15 protein-coding genes and 1 other RNA gene are annotated in these 13,536 nt (G+C 60.2%); 7 read left to right on the top strand and 9 right to left on the bottom strand.

Annotated features, from left to right (window positions below):
- Positions 1 to 3: 3 nt before the first annotated feature.
- The 9 genes from dxr to K3752_RS07930 all read right to left on the bottom strand — a co-directional run bounded on the left by dxr (position 4) and on the right by K3752_RS07930 (position 7,658).
- Positions 4 to 1,176 carry a 1-deoxy-D-xylulose-5-phosphate reductoisomerase gene (dxr, locus tag K3752_RS07970; protein WP_260066043.1) on the bottom strand — a complete coding sequence of 391 codons (1,173 nt, stop codon included), beginning with the start codon at positions 1,174 to 1,176 and terminating at the stop codon, positions 4 to 6.
- Positions 1,176 to 1,958, bottom strand: a complete 783-nt coding sequence (locus K3752_RS07965; protein WP_170338692.1) for a phosphatidate cytidylyltransferase — start codon at positions 1,956 to 1,958, stop codon at positions 1,176 to 1,178. Before K3752_RS07965 ends, dxr begins: the two co-directional genes overlap by 1 nt.
- Complete coding sequence (gene uppS / locus K3752_RS07960) at positions 1,955 to 2,686, bottom strand: polyprenyl diphosphate synthase (protein ID WP_260066040.1); 732 nt, start codon at positions 2,684 to 2,686, stop codon at positions 1,955 to 1,957. The genes K3752_RS07965 and uppS overlap by 4 nt, the downstream gene beginning before the upstream one ends.
- A 9-nt stretch (positions 2,687 to 2,695) precedes the next feature.
- Positions 2,696 to 3,259, bottom strand: a complete 564-nt coding sequence (frr, locus tag K3752_RS07955) for a ribosome recycling factor (protein ID WP_170338696.1) — start codon at positions 3,257 to 3,259, stop codon at positions 2,696 to 2,698.
- Positions 3,260 to 3,442: 183 nt separating this feature from the next.
- Positions 3,443 to 4,438, bottom strand: coding sequence for an acryloyl-CoA reductase (acuI, locus tag K3752_RS07950; RefSeq protein WP_260066038.1), 996 nt, complete (start codon positions 4,436 to 4,438; stop codon positions 3,443 to 3,445).
- Positions 4,439 to 4,526: 88 nt separating this feature from the next.
- Complete coding sequence (locus K3752_RS07945; RefSeq protein ID WP_260066036.1) at positions 4,527 to 5,630, bottom strand: dimethylsulfoniopropionate demethylase; 1,104 nt, start codon at positions 5,628 to 5,630, stop codon at positions 4,527 to 4,529.
- The gene (locus K3752_RS07940; protein ID WP_260066034.1) at positions 5,631 to 6,158 is read right to left on the bottom strand and encodes a DinB family protein; all 528 of its coding nucleotides are present in this window, start codon (positions 6,156 to 6,158) and stop codon (positions 5,631 to 5,633) included.
- Entirely contained in the window at positions 6,158 to 6,862 is a 705-nt protein-coding gene (locus tag K3752_RS07935; protein ID WP_093962001.1) for a DUF1326 domain-containing protein, read from the bottom strand. The genes K3752_RS07940 and K3752_RS07935 overlap by 1 nt, the downstream gene beginning before the upstream one ends.
- A gap of 4 nt (positions 6,863 to 6,866) precedes the next feature.
- On the bottom strand, positions 6,867 to 7,658 hold the full coding sequence (locus K3752_RS07930) for a DUF2182 domain-containing protein (protein WP_170371111.1): 792 nt from the start codon (positions 7,656 to 7,658) through the stop codon (positions 6,867 to 6,869).
- An 85-nt stretch (positions 7,659 to 7,743) separates the two neighbouring features.
- Here K3752_RS07930 and K3752_RS07925 point away from each other — a divergent pair, with 85 nt between their 5' ends.
- From K3752_RS07925 to chrA, 7 genes are all read left to right on the top strand, one after another.
- Positions 7,744 to 8,475: a FadR/GntR family transcriptional regulator gene (locus K3752_RS07925; protein WP_260066030.1), complete on the top strand. Its 732-nt coding sequence runs from the start codon at positions 7,744 to 7,746 to the stop codon at positions 8,473 to 8,475.
- A gap of 127 nt (positions 8,476 to 8,602) precedes the next feature.
- Positions 8,603 to 10,003 (top strand): selenium-binding family protein, encoded by a 1,401-nt coding sequence (locus K3752_RS07920; RefSeq protein ID WP_260066028.1) that lies wholly within the window; start codon positions 8,603 to 8,605, stop codon positions 10,001 to 10,003.
- Positions 10,004 to 10,016: 13 nt separating this feature from the next.
- Positions 10,017 to 10,667 carry a hypothetical protein gene (locus K3752_RS07915; protein ID WP_260066026.1) on the top strand — a complete coding sequence of 217 codons (651 nt, stop codon included), beginning with the start codon at positions 10,017 to 10,019 and terminating at the stop codon, positions 10,665 to 10,667.
- A 64-nt stretch (positions 10,668 to 10,731) separates the two neighbouring features.
- Complete coding sequence (locus K3752_RS07910; protein ID WP_170580357.1) at positions 10,732 to 11,094, top strand: DUF4345 family protein; 363 nt, start codon at positions 10,732 to 10,734, stop codon at positions 11,092 to 11,094.
- Between the two features lie 35 nt (positions 11,095 to 11,129).
- Positions 11,130 to 11,477, top strand: a transfer-messenger RNA (tmRNA) gene (gene ssrA, locus K3752_RS07905).
- Between the two features lie 101 nt (positions 11,478 to 11,578).
- Complete coding sequence (locus K3752_RS07900) at positions 11,579 to 12,010, top strand: ester cyclase (protein WP_260066022.1); 432 nt, start codon at positions 11,579 to 11,581, stop codon at positions 12,008 to 12,010.
- A 215-nt stretch (positions 12,011 to 12,225) separates the two neighbouring features.
- Positions 12,226 to 13,500, top strand: a complete 1,275-nt coding sequence (chrA, locus tag K3752_RS07895; RefSeq protein ID WP_260066020.1) for a chromate efflux transporter — start codon at positions 12,226 to 12,228, stop codon at positions 13,498 to 13,500.
- Positions 13,501 to 13,536: the final 36 nt, after the last annotated feature.

Here is a 13,536-nt window from a genome sequence, read left to right as displayed (position 1 = left end):
ATTCTATCCTGCTCTTCGTAGTACGGCGTCATCCACCCATTGACGTGCCAGATGGTCCGTTTTCAGGACGTTATCAAGGGTCAAAGGGGCATCAATAAGGCCGCCTGCATCGTCGAAACGGCCCAGAACGGCGGCCACGGCGTCGGTCATGTCCAGAAAGCCGATGCGTTGACCGATGAAATGATCCAACGCACGCTCCTTGGCGGCGTTGAAGATCGCGCCTGACAGGCCACCGCGTTGCATGACCTCGCGGGCCAGCCGCAGGGCCGGGTAACGCGCCGGGTCCGGATCACGAAAACGCAGCTGGCCCAACTTGGCCAGGTCCAGGCGCGGCACCGGCAGGTCGCGCCTTTCCGGCCAATGCAGCGCATAGCCTATCGCATGCCGCATATCAGGCGCGCCCAAATGCGCCATCACTGCGCCATCGCGAAATCCGACCAGAGCATGCACGATGGATTCCGGGTGAACCACAACCTCGATCCGGTCAGGGTTGATCCCGAAAAACTCTTTGGTCTCGATTACTTCCAGCGCCTTGTTGAACATCGAGGCGCTGTCGATCGTTATCCGCTGACCCATGTCCCAATTGGGGTGGCTCGAAGCTTGCTCGACCGTAGCGCCGGCCAGCTTCTCGACCGGCCAGTCACGAAAGGCGCCGCCGCTGGCAGTGATGATGATGCGCTCGACCGCATCCATGTCTTCACCCACAAGCGCCTGAAAGACCGCCGAATGTTCGCTGTCGACAGGCAGCAGACGCGCGCCATGGCGTTCCGCGGTTTCCAGAACAAGCGGGCCGGCACACACCAGCGTTTCCTTGTTTGCCAAGGCCAGGGTCGCGCCTTGCTTCAAAGCCTCAAGCCCCGGCGCCAAACCGGCCGAGCCAACAATGGCGGACATGACCCAGTCTGCTGGGCGAGCGGCCGCTTCGATCAGCGCGGTTGTGCCCGCTGCGGCCTCGATCCCTGTGCCGGACAATGCATCGCGAAGATCATCCAGATGCTGGTCAAAGGCGGTTACTGCCACTTCAGCGCCCAGCCGGCGGGCGTCCTGCGCCAACTGCCGGACATTCGCCCCGCCGGTGACGGCGACCACCTTGTAATCCTCCGGGGCCCGAGCAATCAGATCGATCGTATTCTGGCCAATCGATCCGGTCGCGCCGAATATCGAAACCTTTCGCATCAGATTTCCCCGGGCGAATAGACCAGCGACGCAATCAGAACCATCAGAGATGCACCCATCATGCCGTCAAATCGATCCAGAAAACCGCCATGTCCTGGCACCAGGTTCGAGCTGTCTTTGACCCCGAACCGCCGCTTGACGGCGCTTTCCACGATATCACCGGCCTGGCTGGCCATCGAGGCCAGGACCGAAACCAAAACAAACCGATAGCCAAACCCGGCATACGCGGCAACGGCTGCGCCCACCAGCGCGGCTGCCACCCAGCCGCCCGCCGTGCCCGACCAGGTTTTCTTGGGGCTGACCCGCGGCCAGAACTTCGGGCCACCGAACGTCTTTCCCACAAAGTAACCAGCTACGTCCGTGGCAACGACGACCAGGATCAACCAGACCATCCAGCCAAACCCCATCGTCTCGCGGATCTGGATGAACCCGTAACCCGCACAGGCAATCCACATGGCAAACAGCACGTAGATCCCGCGCGAGTGCGAGACCTGCCCTGCCCCGACCAGTGCGGGCGCGATCAGAAAGGGCAGTTTGTAGAGCGGCGGAACATGATAGCTGAGCATGACGGCAACGCCGGTCAGGATTCCCAACTGAACCGCGACGCCCATCCGATCGGAATCGATCATGCGAACCAGTTCCCAGGTCATCAGACCGCACGCTGCGGCAACAAATGTCTCGAACCATAGTCCGCCCAGCCAAACCTCGACCGCTCCAATAGCGACCAGTACCAGGGCAGACAACACCCGGGTGGTGAGGTCGGACCATCGGCCGTCCGTCATGCCGGAACTGCTCCGAACCGGCGTTCGCGCGACCCGAAGCTCTTGCACAGCCGTTCCAGCTCGGCCGCGGTGAAGTCGGGCCAGAGCGTGTCGATGAATTCGTATTCCGAGTAAGCGGATTGCCAGAGAAGGAAATTCGATATCCGCGCCTCGCCGCTGGTGCGAATGACCAAATCGGGGTCAGGCAGGACGCGCGTGTCCAGATATCTGGGCAGCGTTTCCTCGTCGACATCTTCTGGCCGCAGGTTGCCTGCGGCGACGTCCCGCGCCAGCCGCTTGGTTGCCCGGGCCACTTCGTCCCGACCACCATAATTGAGAGCGACGGTCAGGTGGACAAGGTCATTGTTGGCCGTCTCGCGCTCCAACGTGTCCATCAACTCGATCAGTTTGGCATCCAGCCGCACCCTGTCGCCGATGAATCGGACACGGATACCGTTTTGGGCCAGTGTTCGGGTTTCCTTGATGATGTAGCGCTTGAACAGGCTCATCAAACCGGCAACCTCGACCTGGGTCCGTTTCCAGTTTTCCGTCGAGAAGGCAAAAATCGTCAGGTACTTGATCCCCAGCCCCGGGCAGGCTTCGACCACTTCGCGCACCCGACGGGCACCGGCGTGATGCCCGTACAGCCGTGGCCGGCCGCGCGCCTCGGCCCACCTACCGTTGCCATCCATGATGATGGCCACGTGACGCGGACCACAGGGGGGCTCGTTCTGGGGATCAGCGGGCATGGCTTGCGCTCAAACTTGCATGATTTCGGCCTGCTTGGCCTCAAGGGCCGCATCCACGGCCTTGATCATCTGGTCGGTCAGTTCCTGAACCTCGGTTTCCCAGAACTTCTGATCGTCTTCCGACAGGCCGTCGGCCTTGGCTTTCTTGATTTGATCCATGCCATCGCGGCGCACGTTGCGAATGGCAACGCGGGCGTGTTCGGCGTATTGCCCGGCCACTTTGCCCAGCTCGCGGCGGCGCTCTTCGTTCAGCTCGGGGATAGGCAGCATGATGATCGTTCCGTTAAGCTGCGGGTTGATGCCCAGTCCGCTTTCCCGGATCGCCTTTTCCACTTTGCCGACCAAAGACTTGTCCCAAACATTCACGGTGACCATGCGCGGCTCGGGAACGTTTACAGTGCCGACCTGGTTGATCGGTGTCATCGACCCATACGCATCCACCATAACCGGCTCGAGCATCGAAGCCGACGCACGCCCGGTGCGCAGCGACGCGAATTCGGTTCTGAGGTTGGCCATCGCGCCATCCATGCGGCGTTTTAAATCATCGGTGTCCAGTTCAAAATCGTCAGACATGCTGCTCACTCCCCGTCTTCAGGTGATGTTGGAATGGCTCTTACGCCATCGCACCTGGGATGTATAGCAATCATGATCGGGAAATGTGGCAATGACCAGAGTTGTTTCCGCGAAAAACCCGATCCCCCGGACAAAAAAGACCGGCCCTGTGGCGGGCCGGTCTGGCACAGAAAAAACCAAGGCTCAGGCGTTCAGGTCAACGACCACGCGTCCCTTGACCTGACCGTTGAGGATGTCGGCACCCAGCTTCGGAAGATCATTCAGAGTGGCCGGCTGAATCATCGCTTCCAGCTTGTCCATCGGCAGATCCGAAGCCACCCGCTGCCAGGCCCGCAGTCGGTTGTCGAACGGCTGCATCACGCTGTCGATACCCAACAGGTTGACTCCGCGCAGCAGGAACGGAATGACGGTCGCTGGCAGGCCCGCGCCACCGGCCAGACCGACCGCTGCCACCGAGGCGCCATACTTCATCTGACCCAGTACGCGCGCCAGCATTGCGCCCCCGACGGCATCAACGCAGCCAGCCCAGGTTTCGCTTTCCAGCGGGCGTTTGGTGGTTTCGTTCAATTCGTCACGCGGCACCATCGACGTCGCACCAAGCGCCTTCAGATAGCCTTCGGTTTCAGGCCGCCCGGTCACTGCCGCAACTTCGTATCCCAGATTGGCCAAAATCGCCGTGGCAACCGAGCCGACGCCCCCGGCTGCACCGGTTACCAGAACCGGCCCGCGGTCGGGCGTCAGACCGTGATCTTCCAGCGCCATCACCGCCAGCATCGCGGTAAAACCGGCAGTTCCCACGGCCATGGCCCGGCGCGTGCTCAACCCCTCGGGCAGAGGGACGAGCCAATCGGCCAGCGCGCTGGCCTTCTGGGCGTATCCACCCCAATGCGCCTCACCCACGCGCCAACCGGTCAACACCACTTTGTCGCCGGGCTTGTACCTGTCGTCTGAGGATTCTTCGACAGTTCCGGCATAGTCGATCCCGGGCACATGCGGGTAATTTCGGACCAGACCGCCGCCCTTGGGCGACATGCACAAACCATCCTTGTAGTTGACGGTCGAGAACTCGACGGCCACACGTACTTCACCATGCGGCAAGTCATCTTCCGAGATCTGCTTGATCACCGGGCTGGCCAGTCCGCTTTCCTCGTCCTTTTCCATCACCAAAGCGTTGAACATATTCCAATTCCTTTCATTGACCGTGGCCCGACCGATCTGTCATCTGGCCCATATGCTTCCCGGGCGCGTCTCGCGCGCCCTTCCCGGCTCAAATCCAGAACTTGTCCTGCACGATTGCAGTCCGCATTCCAGACGGCGTTTCGACTTCGACCTGCGTTCCCGGATCCCAGTGGCTCAGCCGCAGCATACCGATCGACACGTTGGTTTGAAAATCCGGCGACCAGGTGGCTGAGGTCACCTGGCCCACGCGTTTGCCATCGCCATAGACCGGCCACGGCCGATCACAGGGCGGCACCGCGTCTCCCTCAATCGCGATCGGGCGGATTTGCTGAACCGGCCCTTCTTTGGCCACCCGCAACAGCGCATCCCGCCCGATGCAGCCAATGGCCGTATGCGTATTGCAGAACTTGCCCAACCCGCATTCATGGGGCGTGTTGTCGTCGGTCATGTCGTTGCCGTAAGACAGCAACCCGCCTTCGATCCGCTCGATCAGGTTGGGGCAGCCCGCCCGAACCTGCAGGTCCTCTCCGGCGTCAAACAGCGCATTCCACAAGGGCATGCCGATGTCGCTGCCTTCGACATAGATCTCGAACCCGCCCTGTTTGGAATAACCCGACCGCGCAATCGCCAGATCACGCCCCTCGAACTGAAACATGTCGAACTTGAAGAAGCGGATGTCGCGCACCCGGTCGCCAAAGACCCGCGCCATCAGGTCATCCGACTTGGGTCCCTGCACCGCCAAGGGCGAAACGTCCGGCTCATCCACCAGAACATCCAGTCGATATCCGTTGGCCAAGCCTTTGACCCACAACAGCAAATCGCTGTCTGCAATCGAAATCCACCAGCGGTCATCCGCCAGTTTCACCGCCACGGGATCGTTCAGCATTCCCCCGGTTTCGTCCACGATCGGCACATAGTAGCACTGGCCCGGCAGCATGCCGCGCAGGTCGCGCGGGGTCAGCATCTGCATCAGCCGCGCCGCATCGGGACCGCGCAGTTCGACCTGCCGCTCGCATGATACGTCCCAGACCTGCACGTGGGTTTTGAGATGCCGATAGTCGGCCTCGACGCTTTCAAATACCGTGGGCAGCAACATCCGGTTGTACACGGTATAACCTTTGACACCGGCCGCCTCGACCCCGTCGGAGAACGGCGTGCGCCGCAGCCGGCGCGACAAAGAAATCTGTGGCACTTAGACCTCCTCGGGCAAGAAAACGAGATCACTGACCGGAGCCTCAGACCCGGCCTCGGTCAGCATTTTGTGGATTTGTCCCCGGTGATGCGTTTGATGATTGAAAAAATGCATCACACACACGGCGTAAGGTAATGTAATGTTTTCTTCTTTTGCTGCGGAATACCATGTGAACGGGCCCGAGATTGGCTCGTCGCCCAGAGTATCAACCCAAGCATCGATCCGGGCATCGATGGTCTCGCGCAGTGGAAGCCAGTGCGCCAGATCCGGGCACAGGTGGACGCTTTCGTGAATACCGCCGCCCTTGCGGTGCGGATTGCTTTCAGGCCCCGGACCTTTGTCGAACCGGGACATCCAGATCCAGTCGCCCCACAGCAGATGGTTGGCAGTCCCCAGGATCGACCCGAAAAACGCGCCGCGTTCCCGGGTCAACTCCTCGGGAGAAAGCTCTCGAAGAAAACCCGCCAACTGGCTGTTCTGCCAGCGGTTATAGCGGGCCATCTGCCGAGCATAGGCGCCGGTGATCATCACTTGGGTCCGTGCCAGTCGATCGGGCAGATTTCGGCAGATTTGCCGCCGAAATCCCAGACACGACCATAATCGCGCACCTTCGACTTGGTACCACGCGCCACGATGATGTCCGGGCCCATCCAATACTTGGAGTTCGAAACCATGACCGGATGCTCGGGGTCTTTGCCTGCCAGCATCTCGATCTCACCCTGGATCTTGCGGCCGATGACGATGCGGCGTTTGTTGCCGTCGCGCTCGATCTGCACTGGAGCACGCTCGGCCCCGATGATTTCACTCACCAGCATCGTGAACAGCCCAGTGGTGCCACCGGCCTGCCCGCTGAAAATCTGCAACAGGCCGTTGTACGCCTTGCCACTTGCGCGCTCATCCACGTACGCGGCGACCTTCCACTGGCCTTCGCCCATCCGGCCGGGAATATCTACCAGCAGACCAACGTTCAGACCCGACAGGTCCTCACCTTCATAGTGTCCCTCGTCGATGATCACACCCATCCACGCATGACAATGCCCTTCGGTCGGAGGGTGCGCCCCCAGAGAAACCACGCAGGGGCAGAACACGTCGCAGGAGCAGTTCAGGATAAGCTCACCCTTGATGGCCCAGTCCGTCGGGCTCATCTCGCGGCGCTTGGGATTTGGCATCCGGCTGTCAATTCGCTGACTGACCGGCAGCTTGTCGGCATCGGGTTTTCTGTTTTTTGCCATCGGCTTATCCTCCGTATGCAATTGGGTAGATCAGTAGCCCAAGGCCACCTGCAATCAAAGCGAAACCCAGCGGCCGTGTCAGAACATGACCGATCTGGGGCAATTTCTCCAACACCATGAACAGGGTCGCCAAACCCATCCACAGCAGGCTCATCACGCCTCCGACAAAGCCAAGCGCCATGAACCCCCAGCAGCAGCCGACACAAAAGGCGCCCAGCCCCAGCCCCATGCGCAGACCGCCAGAGAAGCCGGTGCGCCAGTGTCCAAGGAAATAGGTCATGGGTGCATGACACACCCCGTGGCACACCTCCTTGGCGCGCGTGAATTGAAAGGCACCGACGGCAATCAGAAGTCCGGCGGCAAAAAGCGGAGACTTGGCAATGCCCAGCATGTCGATCACGCCCCCGAACAACAAAGCCAGCTGAACACCTGTGATCAACGCGGCGAACCCGGCCCAAACCACGAAGTAACCCAACAGAACGCCGACCCACCCAAGCCTTGTTCCATTGGCGCTCTGGATCAAATCCTCATAGCTTCTCAGTGTCGGAACCAGCGTTGGAAGCATCATCGCGGCCATCATGATCGCCCACATCACGAACAGCGGGCCGAACTCGGCCATCGGCATGTACATGTCCATGCGGGGATCCATCGCACGCATCGCCTCGGCCATTGGCCCGGGTCGGCCAATCCAATCGACGCCCATGTCGCGGCTCATGGTGTACATCACCCACCAGGCCCACAGGATCAGGACGAAAAAGCCCAGCCACAAACCACTGCGTAGAAGTGCCCGACTCATGTTCCCTCCCGACTCGGTGCTTGCTTTTCAAATGTCAGACTTTTAAATGTCAGACAAATAAATTTTTCACGGCGGCCTGCAGAAGATGAAAATCGATCCCCAGAAAAGCACCGACCTGTCCGCGCAGATCGCCCAGGCCATCCGCGATGCCATCGTATCAGGAGAGCTGATCGTGGACGAGCGCCTGCCCTCGGAATCCGAGCTTGCGGACCAGTTCCAGGTGTCGCGCCCCACCGTGCGCGAGGCGCTGAAACGGCTGGCGGCGCAATCGCTGATCCGTACCCAGCGCGGCGCGACGGGGGGTGCCTTCGTCAACCGGCTGAGTTTCCAGGACGCCCATTCTCAGCAGATCACGACTTCGACGCTGTTGCTGTCGATGAACGAGGTCAGCTTCGACACCGCTTGCGAGGCCCGCTATGCGTTGGAACGTGCCTGCGCGCGCCTGTCGGCCCAGCGGCGCACCGCCGATCAATTGGCCACCATGCGCGCGGAAATCTTCCGTCAGGCGCAGCCCGGTCTGACGGATGAGGCCTTCTGCGCCTCGGACGTGGCTTTTCACCGGGCGCTGGTCGATGGCGCGGGCAACCCTGTCCTGTCCTATCAACTGGCCGGAGCCGTCGAGGCGATGCAGCCCCTGATGAACATGATCACCTTCACCGCCCGCTCGCGCGAGGAGATCATCCGCCTGCACAGCAAGATCGCCGACGCGCTGGAGGCGCAGGACGCCGAGACCGTCGACGCCGCGCTGGTCGAACTGGAAACCTACACCCGCCGCCTGGCCCATGATGTGGCCGAACGTCGGCGGAAACCGGCCTGAAGACACTCTGAATTCTTCTTGACGCATCACATCAACGGAAAGGACACTCGAGCAGGCAGACCATCATCCGGCGGGAAGACCGGCACTCTCAATAAAATTGATTTTCAATGACTTACGGGAGGACGTTATGAACAAAAGACCGGATCCAACATTCTATCCATCCGCCAAGATGGCCATGGAGGCCCCGCCCGAAACCTTGGCCTTCACGCTGATGCTCAGCCCCGATTTTTCGCAGCCCGATGGCTTGGCGGTTGTGAATGTCGACCCAGCTTCGGGCGATTACGGAAAGATCGTTCACAAGGTGATGATGCCCAACAAGGGCGACGAGTTTCACCATTTCGGATGGAACGCCTGTTCTTCGGCCCTGTCTCCGCTGACCGGACACGCATTTCTTGAGCGCCGGTACCTGATCATCCCCGGTATCCGTTCCAGCCGGATCTACGTGATTGACGTGAAAGAGCCGCTGAAGGCCAAAATTCACAAGATCATCGAGCCCGAAGAAGTCTTTGCAAAGACGGGGTATTCCCGCCCCCACACGATCCATTGCGGACCCGAAGGTATCTATGTCAGCACCTTGGGCGGTGGCGGACCGGATGGCACCGATGGACCTCCGGGCATCTTCATCATGGATTGCGAGACCTTCGACATCATCGGGCGTTACGAGATCGAGCGCGGCGTGCAAGACAAGCACTATGATTTCTGGTGGAACCTGCCGCGGGACTACATGGTCAGTTCCGAATGGGGTCTGCCCCCGCAATTCGAAAACGGGATCGTGGCCGAAGATCTGCTGTCGAACAAATATGGCCACCGGATCCATTTCTGGAACCTGCGCGACCGCACCAACATCCAGACCATCGACTTGGGCGAGAACCACCAGATGGCGCTGGAAATCCGGCCGGCGCATGACCCGGTCAAGCAATACGGATTCTGCGGCGTGGTGGTCGACACCACCAATCTTCAGGGCGCAATCTTTACCTGGTGGCGCAACAAGGATGGCAGTTTCGAGGCCAAGAAGACCATCACGATCGACCCGCAACCCGCTGATCCGGATGATCTTCCTGATCTGCTCAAAGGGTTTTCGGCGGTGCCGCCTCTGGTGACCGACATCGACCTGAGCTTGGACGACAAATACCTGTATGTCGCGTGCTGGGGCACCGGTGAAATGCACCAATACGATGTCTCGGACCCGATGAAGCCCAAGCTGGCCGGCAAGGTCGAGATCGGCGGAATCGTCAAGAAAACCAAGCATCCCAACGGCAAGGACTTTGGTTATGGCCCGCAGATGGTCGAGATCAGCCGTGACGGCAAACGCGTCTACTGGACCAATTCGCTCTATTCCACATGGGATGACCAATTCTATCCTGGCGATCGCGGCGCTGCGATGGTCAAGGCGGATGTGGGCGAAAAAGGCGGCCTGAAACTGGACAAGGATTTCTGGGTGGATTTCCCGAAAGGGTATCGCAGCCACCAGATCCGGCTTGAGGGAGGAGACTGCTCCACCGACAGTTTCTGCTACCCTTCGGTCTGAATTGGACGTCTTGATGACATCGACGGCCGGCCTCTGGCTGGCCGTTGTTCTGAGCGGCGCTTATCACGGGTTGAACCCTGGTATGGGCTGGCCGTTGGCCGTGTCGGCGGCATTGATGGAGCAACGCCAATCCGCTCTCTGGCGCGCGTTGGCAGCGCTGGCGGGCGGGCATTTCGTGGCGATGCTGGGTGTGTTGCTGCCCTTCGCGCTGATGACCATCCTTGTAGACTATCAGCGCGAAATCCGGATCGGAGCGGCGCTGATCGTGATCGCCATGGGCCTCTACATCGCGATCACCCGGCGTCACCCACGGTTTCTGGCGCGCGTACCGCCCAGTCGGCTGGCGCTGTGGTCGTTTCTGGTGGCGTTGGCGCATGGTGCGGCGCTGATGCTTGTCCCGATCTATCTGGGTCTGTGCAGGCTGGACGAGCTGGATACCGGCCACAGAGCCGCGTCAGAGATCATGGGCACCAATGGCCTGCTGGTTCTGGCGGTGGCCGCGGTCCATACGGGCGCTATGATGCTGGGCGGAGGTGCGCTGGCCTTCGCAGTCTATCGCTGGCTGGGCCTGCAGTTTCTGTCGCGCAGCTGGTTCAACCTGGAAATGGTCTGGGCGCTCAGCCTGATCCTTGTGGGGGTGCTCGGCCTCTGGGCCGCAATCTGAGGTCTTCCCCCTGCCCCGAAACAGATTAGGTTCGACGGGCAGGCATTTGAAACGCGAGGCCCCAATGACCGGAATACTCAACATCATCGCAGCCCTTCTGACCATCGGCTTTGGCCTGTTCGGCTTTCTGGCTCCGGCCTGGACGGCGGCCTCGCTGGACCTTGCGCCCACCAACAGCACGATGGGCCTCAGCGAGATGCGGGCCTCGGTCGGCGGGCTGTTTGTCGTGACCGGCATCGCCGTATTGTGGCTGAACCACCCGATGGCCTACGCGATGTTGGGCGTGGTCTATGCGGGCGCGGCGCTGGGTCGGTTCGTGTCGGTTCTGCTGGACAATCCCCCCTTGGCCAAAGCGTTGACCTTCGGCGGAATCGAGCTGGTGCTGGCGATCTGGCTGATCGCCGCCAACCTCTCCAAGCCCGCGTGAAAGGTTGGAAAAATCGCCATGATCCCGCGCTTTGGGGGTTTGCATCCGCAAATATCCTCACCTATATAAATCCTGTCCTTCGGGACTATGGACATAAACGCGCTCGTAATAAGCGGATCGGACCCGGGGGCGGTACCCGGCGGCTCCACCATACATCCTTCATTTGGGGAGCATGGGGCCGAAACAGGATCGACGAACGTCTAAAGGGGTTAGCTTTGTCTCGGCTGTCTGCCACCGTTACCGGCGAAAACAGTACAATTGCAAATGACAATCGTGCTCCGGTTGCAGTTGCTGCGTAAGCAGTAACCAGACCGAAACTTAAGTCCTTGCGCCTAGCCGCGTAAGGCGGGGTTCGCAGGTACCTGGCAACAGAAACCTGCATTTCCCTGGATTTTGTCTGAGTTTTTGCGCCGAATTTGGCCGCCATTCAGAAACTGTTCACTCCTGTCATTCAAAGTAGCGGAAGACAGACAGGAGAGTTGGGATGACTCATTCAGAGATACTCAGGGCCTGGTATTCCGAGGTTTGGGAAAAAGGCAATATTGACGCGATCGACCAGTATTTTGCCTCGGAAACGATGGCCGAGGGGCTGATACCCGAAATGCAGGTCGGCGCGGACGACTTTCGCGACCTGGTCATGGCCTTTCGGCACGTTCTGGGCGAAATTCAGGTGGACTTGCCCAAAATTATCGAAAACGGCGATTGGGCGTCAGCCGTTCTGCATGTGCGGACCTCGCGGGCAGACAACGGCGCGCCCTTGGAGGTCACAGGCCAAGTGATGGCGCGCTTCAAAGGTGACAAGATGGTCGAAGCCTACAACCAGTTCGACTTCGTTTCCCTGTTTGAACAGCTCGGTCAGTTCCCGCAGGATACCTTGCCCGTCTGCATGACAGGGCAACGGCTGGACTGGGCCTGAACCGGTTCTTGACCGCGCAACCTGACCCCGAGTAGCAAGAGCACACGGGGTCAGCATGTGAACGCCCTGCCCGGCGGCAGCCCGGGTTCGCATGTCTCCAAATCCAAAGGGGCACATGCCATGGCTGCGCAGTTTCCAATGATCGCTGGTGGTCGGTTCAGCACCTATGCTCCGAATATCGGATGGAGCCGACCGAGGACCGCCGAAACCGGCGCATGCAGGGCGGAGCCCCTGTAGTGAACCCCTCACTGTCAGAACTGGTCCGGGTGTTCGGCCGCATTGGCCTCCTCTCATTTGGTGGCCCAGCGGCACAGATCTCATTGATGCACCAGGAATTGGTCGAACGGCGGCCATGGTTGGATGAGCAGACCTTTCTGCGCGCGCTGTCGTTGTGCATGTTGCTGCCCGGCCCCGAAGCCATGCAACTGGCCACCTATGCCGGTTGGCGGCTGCGGGGCGTGCTGGGCGGGCTGATTGCCGGCGGCCTGTTCGTTCTGCCCGGAGCGCTGGTGATAGCCGTGCTGGTCGGCCTGTATGCTGCCTACGGAGACCTTCCCCTGGTCCAGGCTGCATTTCTCGGGATCAAGGCCACGGTTATCGTGATCGTTCTCCAGGCGGTGCTCAATCTTTCTCGCAAAACTCTATCCGGGGCAGAGCCCGGGATTCTTGCGATACTGGCGTTCCTGGCGATCTTCGCTCTGAATCTACCTTTCCCCCTGATCATTCTGGCCGCGGCTGTCTGGGGCTTTTCACGTAAGCCTTCAGAGCAGCCTTCAGTTTCGCAGAATGTCGATACCGCCTTGGCTCGGCCCGCGCGGACCGCAGCGCTCTGGCTGTTTCTTTGGTTGGCTCCGCTGGTGTTGTTGACCCTTTCCGGCCAGACGTTGCTAAGCGATCTGGGCTGGTTCTTTGCACGATTGGCAGTAGTCACTTTCGGCGGGGCCTATGCGGTGCTGGCCTACATGACCCAGACGGTCGTCGAGAACCATCAATGGATCTCTACCGATCAGATGATAGATGCGCTGGGACTGGCAGAAACCACCCCCGGCCCATTGATACTGGTCACACAATTCGTCGCCATGCTCGCCGGGCAATTGGCGGGCGGGATGTCCCTTGCGCTGGCAGCCGGGGTCGTTGCGCTGTGGGCGACCTTCGTTCCGTGCTTCCTGTGGATATTCGTTGCCGCGCCTTACCTGGACGTCATAGCGCAAAGACCGAGACTGTCGGAAGCATTGCGCGCAATTACCGCGGCGGTCGTCGGTGTGATTCTCAACCTGTCGGTGTGGTTCGGACTGCACGTCCTGTTTGGAACCATCGGAAAAGTCGAGTTTGGTCCGATCTCACTGCCCATTCCGGTTTTTTCGACCTTGGACATCGCAGCCGTTGGATTGACATGCCTTGCCGGAGTCTTGATTTTCATAAGAAAAACCGGTCTGGCAACGACGCTGGGCATCATGATAGGTGCAGGCGCAATCCTGCATCTGGTTTGAACAATCAGACGCAACCCGCTCTTTCGTTTCCGATCA

The organism is Ruegeria sp. B32, from assembly GCF_025141855.1.
GTDB lineage: Bacteria > Pseudomonadota > Alphaproteobacteria > Rhodobacterales > Rhodobacteraceae > Ruegeria > Ruegeria arenilitoris.
The sequence above is the reverse complement of the archived record's forward strand: the minus strand, read 5'-3'. Positions and strand labels throughout refer to the sequence as shown.

What these genes read in the sequence shown, in the direction of transcription:
- K3752_RS07930 (WP_170371111.1), bottom strand. Translation starts at nt 7,658, where the DNA reads ATGAGTCGGGCACTTCTACGCAGTGGTTTGTGGCTGGGCTTTTTCGTC.
- K3752_RS07910 (WP_170580357.1), top strand. Translation starts at nt 10,732, where the DNA reads ATGACCGGAATACTCAACATCATCGCAGCCCTTCTGACCATCGGCTTT.
- frr (WP_170338696.1), bottom strand. Translation starts at nt 3,259, where the DNA reads ATGTCTGACGATTTTGAACTGGACACCGATGATTTAAAACGCCGCATG.
- dxr (WP_260066043.1), bottom strand. Translation starts at nt 1,176, where the DNA reads ATGCGAAAGGTTTCGATATTCGGCGCGACCGGATCGATTGGCCAGAAT.
- K3752_RS07940 (WP_260066034.1), bottom strand. Translation starts at nt 6,158, where the DNA reads ATGATCACCGGCGCCTATGCTCGGCAGATGGCCCGCTATAACCGCTGG.
- K3752_RS07900 (WP_260066022.1), top strand. Translation starts at nt 11,579, where the DNA reads ATGACTCATTCAGAGATACTCAGGGCCTGGTATTCCGAGGTTTGGGAA.
- K3752_RS07915 (WP_260066026.1), top strand. Translation starts at nt 10,017, where the DNA reads ATGACATCGACGGCCGGCCTCTGGCTGGCCGTTGTTCTGAGCGGCGCT.
- K3752_RS07935 (WP_093962001.1), bottom strand. Translation starts at nt 6,862, where the DNA reads ATGGCAAAAAACAGAAAACCCGATGCCGACAAGCTGCCGGTCAGTCAG.
- K3752_RS07965 (WP_170338692.1), bottom strand. Translation starts at nt 1,958, where the DNA reads ATGACGGACGGCCGATGGTCCGACCTCACCACCCGGGTGTTGTCTGCC.
- K3752_RS07925 (WP_260066030.1), top strand. Translation starts at nt 7,744, where the DNA reads ATGAAAATCGATCCCCAGAAAAGCACCGACCTGTCCGCGCAGATCGCC.
- acuI (WP_260066038.1), bottom strand. Translation starts at nt 4,438, where the DNA reads ATGTTCAACGCTTTGGTGATGGAAAAGGACGAGGAAAGCGGACTGGCC.
- K3752_RS07920 (WP_260066028.1), top strand. Translation starts at nt 8,603, where the DNA reads ATGAACAAAAGACCGGATCCAACATTCTATCCATCCGCCAAGATGGCC.
- chrA (WP_260066020.1), top strand. Translation starts at nt 12,226, where the DNA reads ATGCAGGGCGGAGCCCCTGTAGTGAACCCCTCACTGTCAGAACTGGTC.
- uppS (WP_260066040.1), bottom strand. Translation starts at nt 2,686, where the DNA reads ATGCCCGCTGATCCCCAGAACGAGCCCCCCTGTGGTCCGCGTCACGTG.